13 protein-coding genes are annotated in these 17,765 nt (G+C 56.9%); 9 read left to right on the top strand and 4 right to left on the bottom strand.

Annotated elements, in window-relative coordinates; translation table 11 throughout:
• Positions 1–110: 110 nt before the first annotated feature.
• The 3 genes from ABY734_RS10195 to ABY734_RS10205 all read left to right on the top strand — a co-directional run bounded on the left by ABY734_RS10195 (position 111) and on the right by ABY734_RS10205 (position 5,233).
• A complete protein-coding gene (locus tag ABY734_RS10195; protein ID WP_372778946.1) occupies positions 111–2,366 on the top strand; it encodes a TonB-dependent receptor in 2,256 nt (751 codons plus the stop codon).
• A gap of 103 nt (positions 2,367–2,469) precedes the next feature.
• Entirely contained in the window at positions 2,470–3,528 is a 1,059-nt protein-coding gene (locus ABY734_RS10200; RefSeq protein WP_372778948.1) for a dihydrodipicolinate reductase, read from the top strand.
• A 61-nt stretch (positions 3,529–3,589) separates the two neighbouring features.
• Complete coding sequence (locus tag ABY734_RS10205) at positions 3,590–5,233, top strand: HAD family hydrolase (protein ID WP_372778950.1); 1,644 nt, start codon at positions 3,590–3,592, stop codon at positions 5,231–5,233.
• Here the strand turns inward: ABY734_RS10205 and ABY734_RS10210 are convergent.
• Both ABY734_RS10210 and ABY734_RS10215 read right to left on the bottom strand, forming a co-directional pair.
• Positions 5,221–5,898 carry a hypothetical protein gene (locus ABY734_RS10210; protein ID WP_372778952.1) on the bottom strand — a complete coding sequence of 226 codons (678 nt, stop codon included), beginning with the start codon at positions 5,896–5,898 and terminating at the stop codon, positions 5,221–5,223. The two genes, ABY734_RS10205 and ABY734_RS10210, sit on opposite strands and share 13 nt — an antisense overlap.
• Positions 5,899–6,034: 136 nt before the next feature.
• A complete protein-coding gene (locus ABY734_RS10215; protein WP_372778954.1) occupies positions 6,035–8,539 on the bottom strand; it encodes a TonB-dependent receptor in 2,505 nt (834 codons plus the stop codon).
• A gap of 284 nt (positions 8,540–8,823) precedes the next feature.
• On the opposite strand from ABY734_RS10215, the gene ABY734_RS10220 reads away from it, so the two are divergent.
• From ABY734_RS10220 to ABY734_RS10230, 3 genes are read left to right on the top strand one after another with little or no spacing between them, the layout of a single operon-like run.
• Complete coding sequence (locus ABY734_RS10220) at positions 8,824–9,450, top strand: paraquat-inducible protein A (protein ID WP_372778956.1); 627 nt, start codon at positions 8,824–8,826, stop codon at positions 9,448–9,450.
• Positions 9,447–10,067 (top strand): paraquat-inducible protein A, encoded by a 621-nt coding sequence (locus ABY734_RS10225; RefSeq protein ID WP_372778958.1) that lies wholly within the window; start codon positions 9,447–9,449, stop codon positions 10,065–10,067. Before ABY734_RS10220 ends, ABY734_RS10225 begins: the two co-directional genes overlap by 4 nt.
• The gene (locus ABY734_RS10230) at positions 10,060–12,351 is read left to right on the top strand and encodes an MlaD family protein (RefSeq protein ID WP_372778960.1); all 2,292 of its coding nucleotides are present in this window, start codon (positions 10,060–10,062) and stop codon (positions 12,349–12,351) included. The genes ABY734_RS10225 and ABY734_RS10230 overlap by 8 nt, the downstream gene beginning before the upstream one ends.
• Positions 12,352–12,420: 69 nt before the next feature.
• On the opposite strand, the gene ABY734_RS10235 is transcribed toward ABY734_RS10230, so the two are convergent.
• Both ABY734_RS10235 and ABY734_RS10240 read right to left on the bottom strand, forming a co-directional pair.
• Entirely contained in the window at positions 12,421–13,245 is an 825-nt protein-coding gene (locus ABY734_RS10235) for an SDR family NAD(P)-dependent oxidoreductase (RefSeq protein WP_372778962.1), read from the bottom strand.
• 64 nt (positions 13,246–13,309) lie between these two features.
• On the bottom strand, positions 13,310–13,717 hold the full coding sequence (locus ABY734_RS10240; protein ID WP_372778964.1) for a nuclear transport factor 2 family protein: 408 nt from the start codon (positions 13,715–13,717) through the stop codon (positions 13,310–13,312).
• A 197-nt stretch (positions 13,718–13,914) separates the two neighbouring features.
• On the opposite strand from ABY734_RS10240, the gene ABY734_RS10245 reads away from it, so the two are divergent.
• From ABY734_RS10245 to ABY734_RS10255, 3 genes are all read left to right on the top strand, one after another.
• Positions 13,915–14,955: a TIGR03857 family LLM class F420-dependent oxidoreductase gene (locus ABY734_RS10245; protein WP_372778966.1), complete on the top strand. Its 1,041-nt coding sequence runs from the start codon at positions 13,915–13,917 to the stop codon at positions 14,953–14,955.
• A gap of 15 nt (positions 14,956–14,970) precedes the next feature.
• Positions 14,971–16,038: a phosphotransferase gene (locus ABY734_RS10250; RefSeq protein ID WP_372778968.1), complete on the top strand. Its 1,068-nt coding sequence runs from the start codon at positions 14,971–14,973 to the stop codon at positions 16,036–16,038.
• A 124-nt stretch (positions 16,039–16,162) separates the two neighbouring features.
• Entirely contained in the window at positions 16,163–17,758 is a 1,596-nt protein-coding gene (locus ABY734_RS10255) for an AMP-binding protein (RefSeq protein WP_372778970.1), read from the top strand.
• Positions 17,759–17,765: the final 7 nt, after the last annotated feature.

The raw sequence follows: 17,765 nt of genomic DNA on the forward strand, positions 1-17,765 counted from the left end.
CACCCCGATCGTCTTTTGGTGGAAGGGGCGAGTAGAACCCCGGTCCATGTGTCCCCTCTCCTTGGGGAGAGGGCTAGGGTGAAGGGATATTGCACTGGAGAATAATAATAATGAAAAAGTACTCGTGCCAATGGGTGTTGGTTCTGATGGCTACAACGCTTCCTGCCATCGCCAAAGATCTCTCTCTGGAAGAGGTCGTCGTGACCGCGCAGAAGCGGGAACAGAATGCACAAACAGTACCTGTCACGGTAGACACCTTTTCATCGACGGATGTTGAAAACACCGGCGCCCTGATTCTGGAAGATATGCAGGACTATATTCCCGGTTTTCAGGTCGGGGAGGATGTGCACGGCGGTGGTATTACGCAGTCTCAGTTGATTGTGCGCGGCGTCAAAGGCTCCAATATCAGTACCGGCGGTGATCCGTCGGTTGCCACCTTCTACGACGAGGTTTACCTGCCGAAGGCGGCGACCACGGTAGCCTTCTCCGATATGCAACAGATCGAGGTCTTGAAAGGTCCGCAGGGCACCCTGTTCGGCCGCAACGCTGCGGCGGGTGTGGTGAACATGATTCCCAATGCGCCCAGTGAAGAAACCGAGATTATGCTCAGTGCCCGACTGGGTAATTATGGGTTGCGTCGCTACGAAGCGCTGGGTAATTTCAGTGCAGGCGGATTGGCTGTTCGCGCTAACGCGCTGACTAACCAGCGCGATGCGGTTATCGAAAACTTTGGGCCGTCTCCAAACGACCCCCGCGAGCAGGATAATCAGGCAGCGCGCCTGGCGGTGCGTTGGGATGCTCTTAACTGGCTCAGCCTGCAACTATCCTACGACTACGACAAGGTCGATAACGGGCCCAAGGCGGTGCTCGGTGTGCTTAATGAGCGTACCAACTTTCCCGATCCGCGCGACCGCAAGCTGAATACCGATGTGATCGAGGGGCGTGAAAGGCGCGATATGGACGCGCGGACTGGCAAGGCGCTGTTCGATATTAATGAGCAGTGGTCGGGAAAATTCATTACCAGCTACCGGCAATTTGAAACTTTCAACCTGCAGGATGAAGACGGCACAGGTGACCACGAAGTTTACGTGGATACCAACAATATCGAAGACTCGGATATTTTCTACAACGAGCTTCAGTTTAACTTCACAGGTGAGTTTCTCGACCTGGTCCTCGGCATGAACTACAGCGCTGAAGACACTTATCAGAAAACCGATCTACGCTTCAGTACGGCTGCAGCGGTGTCGCTGGCCTCAGAGCAGGTGGGATTGCCGCCTACGCTGATCAATACCCTGTTGGGGCCTTCATATGACGGCACCTTCGGGCAGGAAAGCATGATTAATACCGGCGATTTTGTGAATTACGGCGTCTATGGCGATGCGGATTTCACGATTAACGACCAATGGAATGTGATTGTCGGTTTGCGCTACTCGAAAGACGAAAAGGAATTCAGCTGGCATGCGCCGCAATCAGATTTTATATTAGCGCAGCTCCTCGGTGAAAACCTGATCTTTAATACGGAAAACAACGAGCCCGAGTACGCTGAAGAGAGCTGGAGCAAGGTGACCGGGCGACTGGTGGCCAACTATCAGTTTAGCGACACTGCCATGACCTATCTGTCCTACTCGACCGGTTACAAATCTGGCGGTTTTGATTCACTGAATCCCAATACGGGAAAAGTGCCGCTTGATCCGGAAGAGGTCGAGAATATTGAGTTGGGCCTGAAGGGGGATTTCTTTGACAGCCACCTGCGTACTCAGCTGGCATTTTTCTATATGGAGATTGAAGGCCGGCAGGAGTCTATCGAATCCCAGGAGCCTGGATCCGGTGCGGCGGTGCCGACTGTTATCAATACCGATGAAGAATACAAAGGCACTGAAATTACCATCGACTGGCTGATCAGCGATGAGCTTCGCGCGGGTTTGATCTATACCTATCGCAAGCAGGATTCCCAGCGCGAGGCTCACTTTGACTCGCAGGCCGAGTTTCAGGAAGCTGAGCAGGTTAATACCACAGCACCTCAGGACTACACGATTACCGTGGACTGGTCTCCGGTGCTGTCATTTGGTTCGATCCTGTTTCATCTGGATTACGTCTATAAAGACAACACAGACCCTGAAAACGAAGATCATCAGGATCGTTTCTTTCAGGTGCCGGGCTACGGTGAAGATTTTGCGATTCTGAATGCGCGTATTCTGTTTGTGCCGGCCAACAGTAGGGTGGAAGTGGCGCTATGGGGTCGAAATCTGCTGGATGATCGCGGTATCTCCCAGCCCGGCGGCCTTACCGGCGACCTGCTGGGCACCTACCATGTGGGTGTGCAGGATCCGACCACCTACGGAGTGGATGTGAAGTACGTCTACTAGGGTTTTCAGCGACGGCAATGCCACCTTGCGATCTGGTAATGTCCGCAAGGGTGCCGGAAAGCTACCTTAAGGCCATAACCACGATAACAATCAGGAGCAGGTTATGGCTTATAGCGTCATTCAGTGGGCTACCGGTGGTATTGGCCGCGCTGCCATTCAGGGCATCAGCGAGCATCCGGATCTGGAGCTGGTCGGATGCTGGGTTCACAGTGAGAGCAAGGTAGGGCGCGATGCGGGTGAGTTGGCAGGCATCGCACCGCTGGGCGTGAAGGCCACCAACCGTATCGACGATATCCTGGCTATGGATGCCGACTGCGTGGTCTACGCGCCCGTCTTTCCGGTTGAGGACGAGGTGAAGCAGCTGCTGGCTTCCGGCAAAAGCGTGGTTACGCCCACCTCCTGGTTTTACCCGCCACACGATGCCAAGCGCGAAGCGCTGGAAGCCGCCTGTCAAAGGGGCCAGGCAGTACTTCATGGCACCGGCATTCATCCCGGCGGATTTACCGAGCGCTTTCCCCTCCAGTTGACATCCATGCAGCGTGCGACCACCTATGTCCGATCGGAAGAGTTTTCCGATATTCGCACCTACGGTGCGCCGGATGTTGTGGGCGAGATGATGCTGTTTGGCACAACTCCGGAAGATGCGCTGGCCAGCCCCATGGCCGGTTTTCTCAGCCTGGGCTTTTACCAGTCCATCAATATGGTTGCGGACGAGTTGGGCATTGCGCTGGATTCTCTTAACACCCTGCACGAGGTGGCTACGGCTACCCGGCCGATAGATTCTCCGATTGGTGTTATTGAGCCGGGTTTCGTGGCGGCCCAGCGTTTTACCTGGCAGGGTCTGGTGGATGGCAAGCCGGTTATTGAGGCCATAGTGAACTGGTTAATGGGTGAGGAACACTTCTCCAAGCCCTGGGATTTTGGGCCGGAAGGGCCGCGTTATGAAGTGGTGGTCAAAGGCGACCCGGATCTGAAAGCGGTGTATCACGGCATGCATCCCACCTCAATCGAGGCAGGGCTGGCACGCAATGAGGGCATTGTGGTTACCGCTATGCATTGCGTAAACAGTATTCCCTACGTATGCGCAGCCGAACCCGGGGTACGCAGCTATCTTGATCTGCCGATGATCTGCGGGCGGGCTGCACCTTCGCTGCTGGCTTGAACGCTCGCAGTTGGCCGGATAACTGCTAGGATTGAGGCGACGTCTTGTCGCGCGAGGACCTATGACACTGCCCCGTCTTATCCTGTTTGACTGGCATGGCACTCTGGTAGATACCGCCGATGCCATGTTCAGCGCCATGGCGGATATGCTGCCGCTGCTGGAGGAGTTAGGGCTGGTCAAGGCCCTGCTGCCGGAGTCCGAGTGTGTCAACGAGGCCGATGCCCGGCTGGTGCGCTACATTCGCATCTTCCGGCGTCTGCACCCGCGCATCCTAGCCGAGCGCCGGGTTTCGCGGACGGAAATCTTTAACGCGATTTTTGGTGACAACCGCGCCGCCAAACGTACCGCGCACGCTGCCTACAATCGCTGCTACCAAAATCACTTCGGCAAGGTAAAACCCTTTCAGGACGGAATTTACGAGTACCTGAGCGCGCTCAAGGCGGCGGGTATCCGGCTGGGCGTGGCCACTAATCGCAGCCGTCAGTTTCTGGACTATGAATTGCAGACGGTCGATGGCGGGCGCTGGCAGGCGCTGTTCGATACCACGGTCTGCGCCGACGATGTCAGTGAATACAAACCGGAACCGGAGATGTTGCAGCGAGCTCTGGCCGATATCGGTGAGCTTGCCGGGGATCACGTCTGGTATGTGGCGGACAGCATGGTGGATATGCAGGCCGCGAGAAACGCCGGCATTGCCGGGGTGTTCTACAACGGCGGCTTCTGGGAAGTGCCCGCTCTGCGCCTTGCCTTCAGCGGCTATAAACCCCGTGCGGTTATCGCCAGCTTTGAGGAGCTGTTTGACATTCTCGCCGGCGAAAACCCTGCCGTGATTGACGGGGTTCGACCGCCGCCTTTTCCGTCACCACAACCGCCGCCGCCCCGTATCGAACCGGACTGGCATCCGGCGGTGGCGCGCCTTCTCGCACCGGATGTGGTGCTTTTCGACTGGCACGCAACCCTCGTCGATACGTTGGACGCTATGTACCACGCGGTAGACGACATGCTCCCTGAGCTGGCCAGCCTGGGCCTGACGGGACGACTGGTGCGCCCGGAGGACAGCCGCTCGCCGGAAGATGCAAAGCTGGTTGAATACGTGCAAAGCTACAATCGTCTGCACCCCAAGGTTCGCGCCGACCGAAAGATTTCGCGCACCGATATTTTCGAGGTCCTGTTCGGGCGCGATGAGGAGGCCAAGCGCATCGCCCATCGGGCATTCAATAGTCACTACCGGAATCACTATGGCGAAGTAGAGCCCTTTGAACCCAAGGTGCGGGCCATGCTGGAAGGTTTGCGCAAACTACCGCTGAAGGTGGGGGTTATCACCAACCGCGACCGAGAGTTTTTTGAGCACGAGCTGGCTTCAGTGGAAGGCAGCGGCTGGGCGGAGCTGTTTGATGCGGATGTGTGTGGAGACGATACGCCTCTGCGCAAACCCCATCCGGATCAGCTGCTGTTGGCCGCAGAAAAGGTCGGCGCGGAACCCGGGCGCAGGGTCTGGTATGTGGGTGACAGCACCACGGATATTGTGGCGGCCAAGCGTGCGGGCATGACCGCCGTATTTTTCAACGGCGCTCTGTGGGATTTACCCTGGCTGCAAAAGATTTTTCCCGGTACCGAGGCCCACCCTCATAAGCCCGATGTGGTGGTTAATGACTTCTCAGAGTTCTGGGCTTTGGTGCTCGCCTGTGAGCGTCACCGAAAATAATATTCGCTCATGGGGCCAGTCACCATCGTGTTGAAATCACAAAAGCCCGGTAATTCCTCGTACATCTGCTGAACAATGGCCGGGTCGCCAAAGTAGCGATCCTCATCAGTGAAATCTTCCAGCGTTCTGAAGTGCTCCAGCACCAACGCCCGATAGGGTGGGGCCTTTTCTGTCAGCGGCCGGGCCACAGCATTGCGAACGTAGGACCAGCGATCCGGGTGAAGTTTAAAGGACAGCTCAGTGTGTTCGGTCCAGTTGCGGTAGAAATCTGCCTCAGACACCGCGTCCGGTTTGCCGTGAGCCGTAAACTGGGTAACGCCTGGACGGCGTTCGCCTTCGGCCCAGCGGTCGGCGCAGGGCTGCGGGACAGATTCTGTCACCAGATAGCCGTGTATCGTGCAACCGGTTTGGGCCAGCACGCTCAGGTAGTCTTTGTGTCGATCCACCGTGGCGGTCCAGAGCGAGACCGCGGCGCCCAGATCGCTCCAGGGGCCGGCGATACGCTGGGGGGCTACATTAGACACATCGCTGTCCATATTGGCGATGTTGATGGTGATCTCGCTGGCCTGTGAGCCGCGAAGGCCATCCAGCCCATCGTTCAGGAGAGTGTGCTTTAGCGTACCGGGCGTTGCAGCGCGATCCAGTAGATATATCAGTTTTTCCATGGGCGTACCTAGTGTAGTGCCATAGCACTACCGTAGGTGAATTTCCGATGCCCTGCCATGACAGTCGCGTAAAGTTCTATACAGGCATGACGACTGAATTCTGATACTCCGGTGACTAGGCATTGCCTCGCGGGAGTTAACGCCATTCGTACTTGAGTTCGAGCCCGCCGTGAATGGACTTGCCGCGGGTCAGCGAGTTACTGCCAAAGCCCGAATAGGTCGCTGAGCCGGAGGCAACATACTCCTCGTCGGTCAGATTGTTCACAAACAGCGATACCTGCAGTGAGTAGTCTTCAAAGGGAATCCAGCTGGCGCGCGCCGTATACACACTGAAGCTGTCTGTGGTGGCGCGGTCACGAAACATCGGCAGACCTGCGGCGGCGTCATTGCCCAGAAACTGTCCGGCCCGGGTGTTGCGTGCCAGCATCAAGCTGAAGTTACCCGCGGCCGTATCGATGTTGTAGCGCGCCGACAGGCTGTAGACGTAGTCCGGAATATAGGGGAAGGGCTCACTGCTGCGATCGACCGGGCGTGGCTGTGCGCTAACCGGGTCCAGAATTTCGTCATCGTACTCCAGGAATTCGGCATCGATGTAGTTACCGCTGGCGCGCAGTATCCAGTTGGCGCTGGGCAGCCAGGTCAGCTCAAATTCCACGCCGCGCATTTTCGCTAGGCCTGCGTTATTGGTGCTGACTTCAGGCGCACCCAGCGAGGAAAGCTTGGTCACCAGTATCTGGATATCCTTATAGTCGGAGTTGTAGGCGGCGACATTCAGGCGCAGGCTGCGCTGCAGGGCATCGAGCTTGAAACCTACTTCAGTGCTGATTACAAACTCGGGTTCAAAGGTTCCTATGCCCGAGGTCAGGGAATTGAAGCCGCCGGATTTAAAGCCCTCACTGACCGTAATATAGGTCAGCAGTCCATCGATATGTTTAAACGGGTATTGCTCCGCCACATCCCAGGAAAGGCTCATCATGGGCGAGAGACGTTCGAAATCCACCTCGCCAGACCGCGGAGTGCCCCGGCTGATCGGAATGAAATCGCCTTCCAGTTGGTTGAACTGGGTTTCGGTCATCACGGTGATGGGCACGTTGCCGGTGGTCGGATCGCCGGGGATGGTGATCACGCCGCCGCCGGACGGGATCAGCGGCCCCTGAAAGTTCTCCAGCTTAATCTCGCGCTTTTCATAGGAGTAGCGCAGACCACCGGTCAGGTGCACGGTGTCGAGAATATCGTAAATCACCTGTGAAAAGGCGGCATAGGAGGTATTGTCGTAGGAGGCTACATTGCTGTCCACCAGGCCGCGAACATACAGACAGTCTTCGCCGGTAATGGTGCCGGCGCAAAAGTCGTTGGGGCTGGGTAGCCCGGGCAGGCGTTCAAAGCCGACCCAGCCTTCGGGCGTCAGCATCTGACCGGCCAATTGCTTGTCGAGGCTCTCCTTTGAACCGAAAATACCCACGGTGTACTGGAGGCGATTGTCCAGGGCCAGCCCCGACAGCTGAAATTCCTGGCCGATGGTATAGCGACTGCCATCCTCGTCATAGACGCCTTGGTCTTCAAGCAACTGCTTGTTGTAGCTCACATTACGCACGATCAGCAGGTCAGTCGCATCGATATCAAAATCGGTGCGGTTATCGCCTTTCAGGGCATAAGACGAAATGCTTTTGAATTCGGCAAAGCCCAGATCCCAGTCCAGCGTCGCACCTAAAAGGACATCCTCGGATTTAAAGCGCAGCCCGAAATCTTCTGACTGAACCTTTTCTTCACTGAATAGCGGCTCTACCCGCTTACAGGCTTCAAGATAAGCCTCCTCGCGCCCTGGCGCGCGTGCGTAGCTGAGGGATGAGGTGTCGGTGACAAATTCACAGTTGTAGGGCGGGATCTGTTCATCCTGTTTGTTGGCATAGAGCAGGGTTTTGAGGCGCGCGTCGGGGGAGATTTCCCACAGCACCTGCAGTGCCGCAATCAGGCGGTCGTCGTCGCCGAACTCCCGGCCAGAGTCGATGTCCTCGGCGTAGCCGTCGGATTGAATGGAACCGATGATAAGTTTGGTGAAAACGCTGTCGCTCAAGGGTGTATCCATGCTGATACTGACATTGCGTTGTCCCAGCGAATCAACTTTGCCACTGGCCGTCAGGGTAAATTCTTCAAAAGGGTCTTTGGTCGTTACCAGGATGGCACCGCCAACGCTGTTCTTGCCAAACAGGGTGCCTTGGGGACCGCGCAAAACCTGCACACTTTGAATGGTGAGTGAGTCGACCAGTTGCGTGTCATTGCGCGCCAGAAACATACCGTCCAGATACACGGCGACACCGGGGTCGGCCTGCAGTTCGTTGATACGGTTCTGACCTACGCCGCGAATCGCGAAGGCTCCCTGCTTGCGACCCTCGCGCTGATCCAGCCCCGGTGCGATTTTCGCCAGCCCGGCGATATTATCGATATTGTTCTGGGCCATCTCTTCGGCCGACACCGCCGTGACCGCCACCGGGACGGATTGCTGGCTTTCCGAACGTTTGCGCGCGGTCACCAGTACTTCCTCCAGGGCGACGGCGGTTTTTGGTTCTGACGGTTGGGCGACAGCGGGGCAATTAAGTGACAATACCGCTACAGCCGTCATGACAACACGATGGTATTTCATTTCTGACTCCAAGGGGCGGCCTTCTATTTGTCTACCGCCTGATTTTTATTGTGTGTTGATTGTGCGACAAACTGAAGGCGAGCGGCAAGTCTGTGCCAATATGAAGGTGTTGGCGCTGGTCATCTTGAGCCGCGGTTTAATTAATCGGGCTCGTCCTGTTTTATGTCTGGCACTTGAAACACCAGAGCGGTGAGTAATACTTGTGTTTATTGTATTACCGCTAGAGTTCGTGACTTTTAGAGCTTGCCGGTGCGGGGTTGTGGAATCTTCATTACAATGGCGCGATGACTGACATCCTGTCCCCACATCGCGAATCCCTGCTGGCCTGTCCCGATTGCGACCTGCTGTTGCAGGTTGATGCTGTGCCGTTGGACCGCGAATGCCACTGTCCGCGCTGTGATGCACTAGTGAAGGAAGGGGGGCGTTACGCCATTGATTTGCACCTTGCGGCGGCTCTCAGCGGATTGGCGCTGTTTGTACCGGCAGTTACTGCCCCCGTGCTCCGCTTTACCATGGTCGGACAGTGGGGCAGTAATTCGCTGCTCGGTGGCGTTTGGCACCTCTGGACTCAAGGTGAACAGGTACTCTCGCTGCTGGTACTACTGTGTTCCGTGGTCGCTCCGTTCTTTCATCTTCTGCTCAGCTTCGGCATTGCGCTCACTCTTCGATTATCCCGATTGCCCAACAATTTTCCTGCCTGGTTGAAGTGGCATCGTCATATGCAGGGCTGGAGCATGTTGGAAGTTTATGCGCTGGGGATTATTGTGGCCTACGTTAAAATGCTGGACGACGGTGAGGTGTTCGTCGGTATTGGGACCTATTGTGTTGCGGGTGTTCTGCTGGCGCTGATCCTTTGCAACCAGTACTTTCGCGAAGACATCGCCTGGTGGCGGTGGGAGCAACGGGTATGAGTCGCACCGCTCGTGAGCAAGGTCTGGCGCGTTGTTTGAGTTGCGCCAAGCTATGCCGGTTGCCGACGCCCCAGCGGGGCGGGACTTACTGTTGCCCGCGCTGCGAAAGCCCGATTTCCTTTCGTCAGTCGGCAAGTCTGAGTTACAGCTGGGCACTGACCTTGGCCGCTCTTGCCCTGCTGGTGCCCGCGAATATGTTGCCCATTCTCACCGTGGTGAGTTTCGGTCAAGGTGACCCGGATACGATCATGTCCGGTGTTATCAAACTCTGGGACGCCGAGCTGCAGGCCATTGCCGCGGTGGTATTTATCGCCAGCGTGGCGGTGCCGGTGGCAAAGCTGGTTGTGATGTTGCTGTTGATGCTGGTGGTGCAGTTGAAGCTGCCGCTGAGCAAAGAACAGTGCACACTGCTGTATCGCTTCATTCGCTTTATCGGGCGCTGGTCCATGCTCGATCTGTTTATGATTTCCATTCTGGTCACGGTGGTGCATATGGGTAATATCGCCAACGTGGAAAGCGGCCCCGCCGCGCTGGCCTTTGGTTCCGTGGTGGTACTCACCATGCTGGCCGCCGATTATTTTGACCCTCGCTTGCTCTGGGATCTCGAACATGAATGACCCTTCTATTGCCTCCGCAACCACGCGGCCTCAACGCAAATTCTCAGCGGTGTGGCTGCTGCCCCTGGTCGCCGCCGCGCTGTCGGGCTGGCTGATGTACAAGAATTTCATTGAGCACGGCCTGGTTGTTAGCGTTTCCTTTGCCAACGGCAGCGGCATTACGGTCGGTAAGACTCCGGTCATGTATCAGGGCATTGATGTTGGTCAGGTTACGGCCTTACAGCTTGATGAGGACCTCAAGAGCGTCACTGCCACGCTGGAGTTGAGTCGACAGATTGAGCCCCTGATTCGGGAAAAAACCGAGTTTTGGCTGGTTCAACCCCAGATATCCCTGTCAGGCATATCCGGACTGGATACCCTGGTTGAAGGTAACTACATCAGTTTCAAGCCCGGGGAGGGCGAGCCCCGCGAAAATTTTACCGCCCTGTATGAGCCACCGCCGCTGGCGAGCAATGTGCCGGGCTTGCGCCTGCGCCTGCAGGCCGACGCCTTGGGCTCGCTGGCGGTCGGCGCGCCAGTGCTTTATCAGCAGATCGCCGTGGGCGAAATTGAAGGCTATCAACTGCTCGAAGAGGGTGTTGAAATCATCGCCCGCATCGACCCGGTGCACCAGCATCTGGTGAACAGCAGCAGCCGCTTTTGGCGGCAGAGTGGCTTTAAGGTCAACGCCGGGCTGCAGGGCGTGCAGATTGATGCGGGGTCGGTGGCCAGTATTCTGGCGGGTGGTGTGACCTTTGAAACGCCGGTAAAAAATCGTCCGGGCGCAGAGCAAGATACCGAATACCGGCTTTATGAAAGCCGCGAAAAAGCGCAGGGCAGTCGCCGGGTGATGGTGCAATTCCAAAACCCCGACGGCTTGAATGTGGGCGCCAGTGTGCGGCTGCGCGGCCAGGAGATTGGCCGTGTGGAATCCTGGCGGTTCAGCGGTGAAAATCCGGCAGAGGGGGCCGACGTCAGTCTCGAAATAAAGGCCCCCTATCACCGTTTTCTCAACGCCGATACCCAGTTCTGGCTGGTCAAACCCGAGGTGTCTGCCAGTGGCGTCAGCGGGCTGGATGCACTAATCGGTGGGCCCTATGTCAGCGTAAAGCTCTCGGCTGAGGGCGGCGAGGTGCCGGAGCGCTACACCGCACTGAGCGAACCGCCGCAGGCGCGGGTGCCGGCGCCGGGCTTGCGGATTGAGCTGCGCAGTGACGAGCTGGGTTCGGTCAGTGTGGGTAGCAAGGTTTATTACCGCAAGATTCCCGTGGGGCAGGTGGAAACGGTCGAATTGGGTGCGCGCGGCGTCAGTGTCGGCGTCTTTATCCATGAACGCTACGCGCATCTTGTGCATCGCGAATCGATGTTCTGGAACGCCAGTGGTATCAATGTCAGCGGTGGGCTGAGTGGCATCAATATCCAGGCGGAGTCGCTGGCAACGATTGTCGCCGGTGGTATCGCCTTTCACACGCCGCAGGTGGCCAAACCCCAGGCGGCCTGGGAAGGTTTGCGCTACAAGCTGCACCCAACCTATGAAAGCACCCTGGTGGATGTGTCCCGGGAAATCAGTCTGCGTTTCAGCACCGGCAGCAGCATCACCAAGGGAACGGAAATCAAATATCAGGGCATTAAGGTGGGCGAGGTTTATGGCGTCGAGCTTGATGAGGATATGAACGGCGTTACCGTCAGTGCACGGCTGTCGCCCTCGGCCAAAGGTCTGGCTCGCGAGGGCAGCCAGTTCTGGCTGGTGAAGCCGCAATTGGGCCTGGCTGGCACCCGCAATCTGGAAACACTGGTTACCGGCACCTATATTACGGTGCGGCCCGGCAGCGGCAAAGCGCGCAACAGCTTTGTGGCCCTCGACAAGCCACCCTCATTGGAGAAACCGAAAAGTGGTCTCAACCTGGTGCTGACTGCTCCCCAGCGCGGTTCCATCAAGGAAGGCGTGCCGGTGCTCTACCGGGATGTGCCGGTCGGTGAGGTTTTTGCTTACGAGCTGTCTGCGGATGCGACTCATACTCTGATTCACATTAACATCAAACCGCGCTACGCCAATCTGGTCAGAAAAGGCAGTAAGTTCTGGAACTCTAGCGGAGTCAATGTAGATGTGGGGCTGTTCAAAGGCGCCAATATCCGCAGTAAATCCATTGAGTCCCTGCTGGAAGGCGGCATCGCGTTTGCCACACCGGAAGAAGCCGCTGATGAGCCGGTAGTCACGCAGGGCTCGCAGTTTGCCCTGCACACCAAGGTCGATGATCGCTGGTTGAAGTGGAGCCCCAAAATACCCTTGGTAACCGCTCCCTAGCCCTGGCGCAGAAAATAAAAAACCGGGTATTGCTCCCGGTTTTTTATTGCCTGGCAAAAGCCTGTTTTTCTAAAGTGAAATATTCATCAGATTGTCGCGCTGGCCTGCTGTAATTTCTGCGGTATAACCCCAGTCAACGGGAATCAGGCAGCCACTGACGAAACGGAACAGATTACTGTTGATGGCTACCAGCGCATCGCCCATATCGCCCCCGTCCGCGTACTGCCCATTAGCCGGGGTAAACAGATCGGTAACATCCTTGCCCAAGCCAATTTCTTCCATTTGCTGGCTAAAGGCCGATTCGGTTGGCGAAGGGCAGATGGTGTTGATGCGAATATGTTTTTTTGCCAACTCGCCGGCGATGTTGAACATGTACACAATCATGCACTGCTTGGAAAAGGCGTAACCATCGGCGCTGATGGCGGCACCTTCTTCTGTTTGTAGCCAAGCGTCGGCGGCCTCGAAGGTATCTTGTGCCAGAAACTTGTCGACGTTTTCTTTGTTTGTGCGCCAGGCCATGCCCGCAGTCGAGGCGATCGACGCGATGCTGCCATTTTTTACAATGCGCGGCAGCAGCTGGCGGGTGAGTTCGCGCATGCCGACAAAGTTGATCATTACCGTGTTGTAGGGTGGTACCGGCGGGCAGGGTACCCCGGCACAATTGAACAGGGAAAAGATCTTGTCGGGCAGTTCGGCAACCGCCGCTGTAATTGAATCCTTGTCCATGATGTTGACCTTGATGGCCTTGGTGACCGGAGCGCTGATCTCATTGATATCCAGTGCGTAGACATTGGCACCTGCCTCGATCAGCCGCTCGGCGCAGGCGGCGCCCATACCGGATGCCGCACCGGTGACCACAACATTTTGATTCTGATAGCCGAGAATATTATTCATTATTTCCTTCCTTTCAGGCTGTAAGTTAATGAGCTTGTATTTTGGTGTTGTTCTGAAGACGCTTTTACGAGGGGCGTTGTCCGCCGCAAAGCACGTCGGTGATCATTTCCGTGTCCATATATTCTTTGAGTTTGAGGACTTTCCCGTTTCGCATTTCAAAAAGAAAGTGGTAGAGGTTGCGGTAGTGTTTGCCTGATACGTGTGTGCCGTTGGATTCGGCTTCGACCGCAACGCGATCGCCCTCGGCGGCCATGGCGTGCACCGTAAAGGTCAGCCCCTCCGGGAAAGCGTCGAAGATGGCGCCGGCTCCCTGCTCTATCTCGGCTTTGGTGAGCGTGCCGGATATCAGGGTGTTGCCAGAGGTCCACACGCTGCCTTCATCGTCGTAGAGGTCGATAAAGCCGGCGATATCTCCTCGGCTCATGGCATCAAAAAATGCCTGCACGACCTGTTTGTTTTTTTCTGTTTGCATGGTCATAGCTTACGTGGCCTTTTATAACTGGGGTAGCGTGATTTCTACCATCGCCTACTTTATATGCGTGAGCTGGGGGGTGTTTATTAATCATTCGTCAGTATCTGCTTGACGAGGGCCGCTATAATCGGCGGCCTGAAATACCTTTGCTGCGCAGTGGGCGTGGTGAAAAATTGAGCATAATCAGAGGGCGAGACATGTCAACTCAGGAATTCCCGGAGCTCGGCTGCTACCTGCTGCCGGGTCACACCGAAACCCCGCGCGATGCCATTGCCGAAGCGAAGCGGGCTGAGGCCCTTGGTCTGGGCAAGGTCTGGCTGTCTGAGCGTTTTGACGTAAAAGATGCCGGCGTGATCTGTTCGGCGGCGCTGGCCGTGACCGAGCACATCAAGGTGGCGACAGCGGCAACCAACCTGCACACCCGTCACCCCCATGTGTTGGCGACCATGTGCAGCTCGCTTCATTACCTGTCTAACGGCCGCTTTGAGCTGGGCCTGGCCAGAGGCGTGGCAATCCGCAATCAATTGATGGGGCTGGATACGGTAACCAACGCCCACATTGTTGACGGGCTGAAGGTACTGCGCACCCTGTGGCAGGGCGAATCAGTGGCCGGCTACGAGGGCCCGATGGGGAATCTTCCCTACCTGAAAAGCGGAGACTGGCTGAATGCGGACATACCCGTTCACTTTGTTGGTTTCGGCCCCAAGAGTCTGCGCTTTGCCGGTCAGCATTTTGATGGCGTTCACCTTCATACCTTCATTACTCCGGCGGGAATGAAACGGGCTCGCGAACTGGTTGACGAAGGCGCCGCCAAGGCCGGCCGCGAGAGCAAAGTAAGGCTCTGCAGTGTGATGGCGACGTTGATCAATCCGAGCCGCGAGGACTACTTGCGCAAGGTGGTGGGTCGCATGGGATCCTATATGCAGGCGCCCGGTTATGCGGAGATGTTGGCGGCGCTCAATGGCTGGGATCAGCAGGTCATTGAAGATTTTCGCAAGCATCCGGTAGTTGCCGGTATGCTGGGCAGCATCGACAGCGTGGCGACACTGGAACAATTGGAAGAGATCGAAGCGCTGATTCCAGAAGAGTGGGTTTCGGCGCTTGCCAGCGGCAGTGAGGAAGATTGCGCCAGGCGTCTTCACGAGGAGCTTAGCTACGGCGCCGACGAAGTCTGCATTCACGCCTCCACGCCCGACCAGTTTGCCGGTGTGCTGGATCACTATCGCAAGCTCAAATAACAGGCAGGTTTATCCATGTTGGACATCATTACCCACCCAGACAATATCACGCCAGACTGGTTGACCGAGGCGCTGCAGTCCTCCGGTCACTTGCCGGCGGGCAGCGTTGTCAGCGCGGACTACGCCATTATCGGTACTGGCAAAATGGGAGATAACGCCCGTTTTAAGCTGACTTACGAAGGCGCGACAGAGGGTGCCCCGAAATCGGTGATCATCAAGTTCCCGGCGGAAGATGAAACCGCCCGCGCATTGGCTGGAGCTCAGGGCGCTTACTACAACGAGGTGATGTTCTATCGCCATCTGGCAAATCGCACCGCCATGCGCACCCCGACCATTTACGCCAACGAGATCAGTGAAGACCGGCAGTCTTTTATCACGGTGATGGAAGATATGGCCCCCGCCGAGCCGGGCAGCCAGCTGATCGGCGCAACGTTGGAGCAAAGCCGGGTCGCGCTGCGCGAGGCGGCCAAGCTGGCGGCGGCGTTTTACGGGGATGACACGCTCGGTGACTACGACCACGTGATGAGTCAGGCTCGGACCGACGGCGGTGCCTTGGCCCAGGACTTCCTGACTCAGGCCTGGCCCACCTTTCAGGAGCGTTTTGGCCACGGCATCAATGACGAGTGCCTCGCCTTTGCCGAGCGCTATATCGGCCGGCACCTGCATTTCGCCACCCGATTTCAGGGGGCAAAAACCCTCGCCCACGGCGATTTTCGCAGCGAGAATATTCTGTTTAACGGCAATGAGGCCTGTACGGTAGACTGGCAAACCACCATGGAAACCAGTGCGCTGGCCGATGCGGCCTACTTCCTCGGCGGCAGCGTGGACACCGATGACCGCCGCCAGTGGGAAGAATCGCTGGTGCGCGAGTACAGCGAACAGTTGGCAGCGCTGGGGGTCAACCTCGGTTTTGACGAGTGCTGGGCGCAATACCGGGAACAGAGCATGCACGGGCTGATGATCACCATCCTCGGTGCCAGCTTCTCCTCGCCTGATGAGCGCGGCGACACCATGTTTCTGGCCATGATTCAGCGCCACCTGCAACACTGTGTCGACCTAAAGGCAGACGAGTTTCTGAGCTAAGCGCCGGACTTCTACCAAGCTATTGGCCGGGGTAATCCATCGGTAACATACAGGGGCTTGACCAAGGCGGTAGAATCCCGCTTTTGCTATAACCCATCGATAACTAAGACTAAAGAGAGCTGCTATGTCTGATACTGTCAATGAATCAGTCCTGACCCAAGGCATCACCATGCCCGACCTGCTGATCGAGGGCTTGAATCGCTACAACGATCGCCCCTGTCTGTTTATGGGTGAAGATCAAATTCTGACCTACGCTGATATGCGTGCCCTGGTCAGCCGCATGATGCAGGCGCTGGCCTCGCTGGGGCTGGGTAAAGGAACGCGCGCGGCTATTTTGTCTGGCAACCGCCCCGAAGTGCTGGCCAATACGGCTGCCATGTCTATCTCGGGTTTTATTGGCACGCCGCTGCATCCCATGGGTTCTATGGATGACCATGTCTACGTGTTGGAAAATGCCGAAATCGATGTGCTGATCTACGATGAAACCCTATTCGGGGAAGTCGCAGCGGCATTGAAAGAGCGTGTACCCGGCATCAAGCACTTCATTGCTTTTGGCCCGAACGATATCGGCGAAGACTACATGGCGCTCGCGAATCAGTTTGAGCCCAAACCACTGGTCAAAGCGGACATCACCCCGGATGATCTGGGTTCCGTCAACTACACAGGTGGCACCACCGGCAAACCGAAGGGCGTTATGTCTGCTCATCGGGGCTCGGCCGCCATGGCCATGATCCAGGCCGCTGAATGGGAATTTCCCGACGAGCTGCGCATGCTGATGGCGACTCCGCTGTCCCACGCTGCGTCGGCTTTCTTTGTGCCCGTACTGCAAAAAGGCGGCGCGTTTTATGTCATGCCCGGCTTTACCCCGGATCTGTTTTTCGACTGGGTTGAGAAATACAAGATCACCGCCACCATGCTGGTGCCGGTCATGCTCTACATTCTGCTGGATTCGCCGCGCGCGGCGACGGCCGATATGTCCAGTATGGGGACCATCTTCTACGGTGCCTCGCCGATGAGCCCGGCACGCCTGAAAGAAGGCATCGAAAAGTGGGGTCAGATTTTCTATCAGTTCTTTGGTCAGTCTGAAGCGCCGATGGTGATCACCAATCTGTCGAAGAAAGAGCACGACCTCAGCAAACCCGAGCGTCTGGCCTCCTGTGGCCGTCCGGCGCCTTGGGTGCATGTGGCCCTGCTGGATGATAACAATCAGCCAGTGGCTCAGGGTGAGCCGGGCGAGATCTGTGTGCGCGGCCCGCTGGTGATGAAGGGCTATAAGGACCTGCCGGAGCAGACCGCAGAAGCCTTTGCTGGCAACTGGCTGCACACCGGTGACATTGGTCGCTTCGATGACGAGGGTTTCCTCTACATTGTCGATCGCAAGAAAGACATGATCGTGACCGGCGGCTTCAATGTCTTCCCGAAAGAAGTGGAAGACGCCCTGTCCGGACACGAGGCTGTGGCTCAGGTTGCCGTTGTCGGCGTGCCCGATGAGCGCTGGGGCGAGTCTGTGAAGGCGGTGGTAGTGGTCAAGCCGGGTGTTGAAGCCAATGACGAACTGGCAGCGGCCCTGTCGGAGCACGTCAAGCAGAAGAAAGGTTCTGTGCAGGCGCCCAAGTCGGTTGATTTTGTGGACAGTCTGCCCATGACGCCGGTCGGCAAGCCCGACAAAAAAGCCCTCAAAGCCAAGTACTGGGGCGACGCCAAGCGCGGCGTACAGTAAGTACTGT

Origin of the sequence: Litorivivens sp., assembly GCF_041624475.1 — a bacterium.
Classification (GTDB): domain Bacteria; phylum Pseudomonadota; class Gammaproteobacteria; order Pseudomonadales; family Spongiibacteraceae; genus Litorivivens.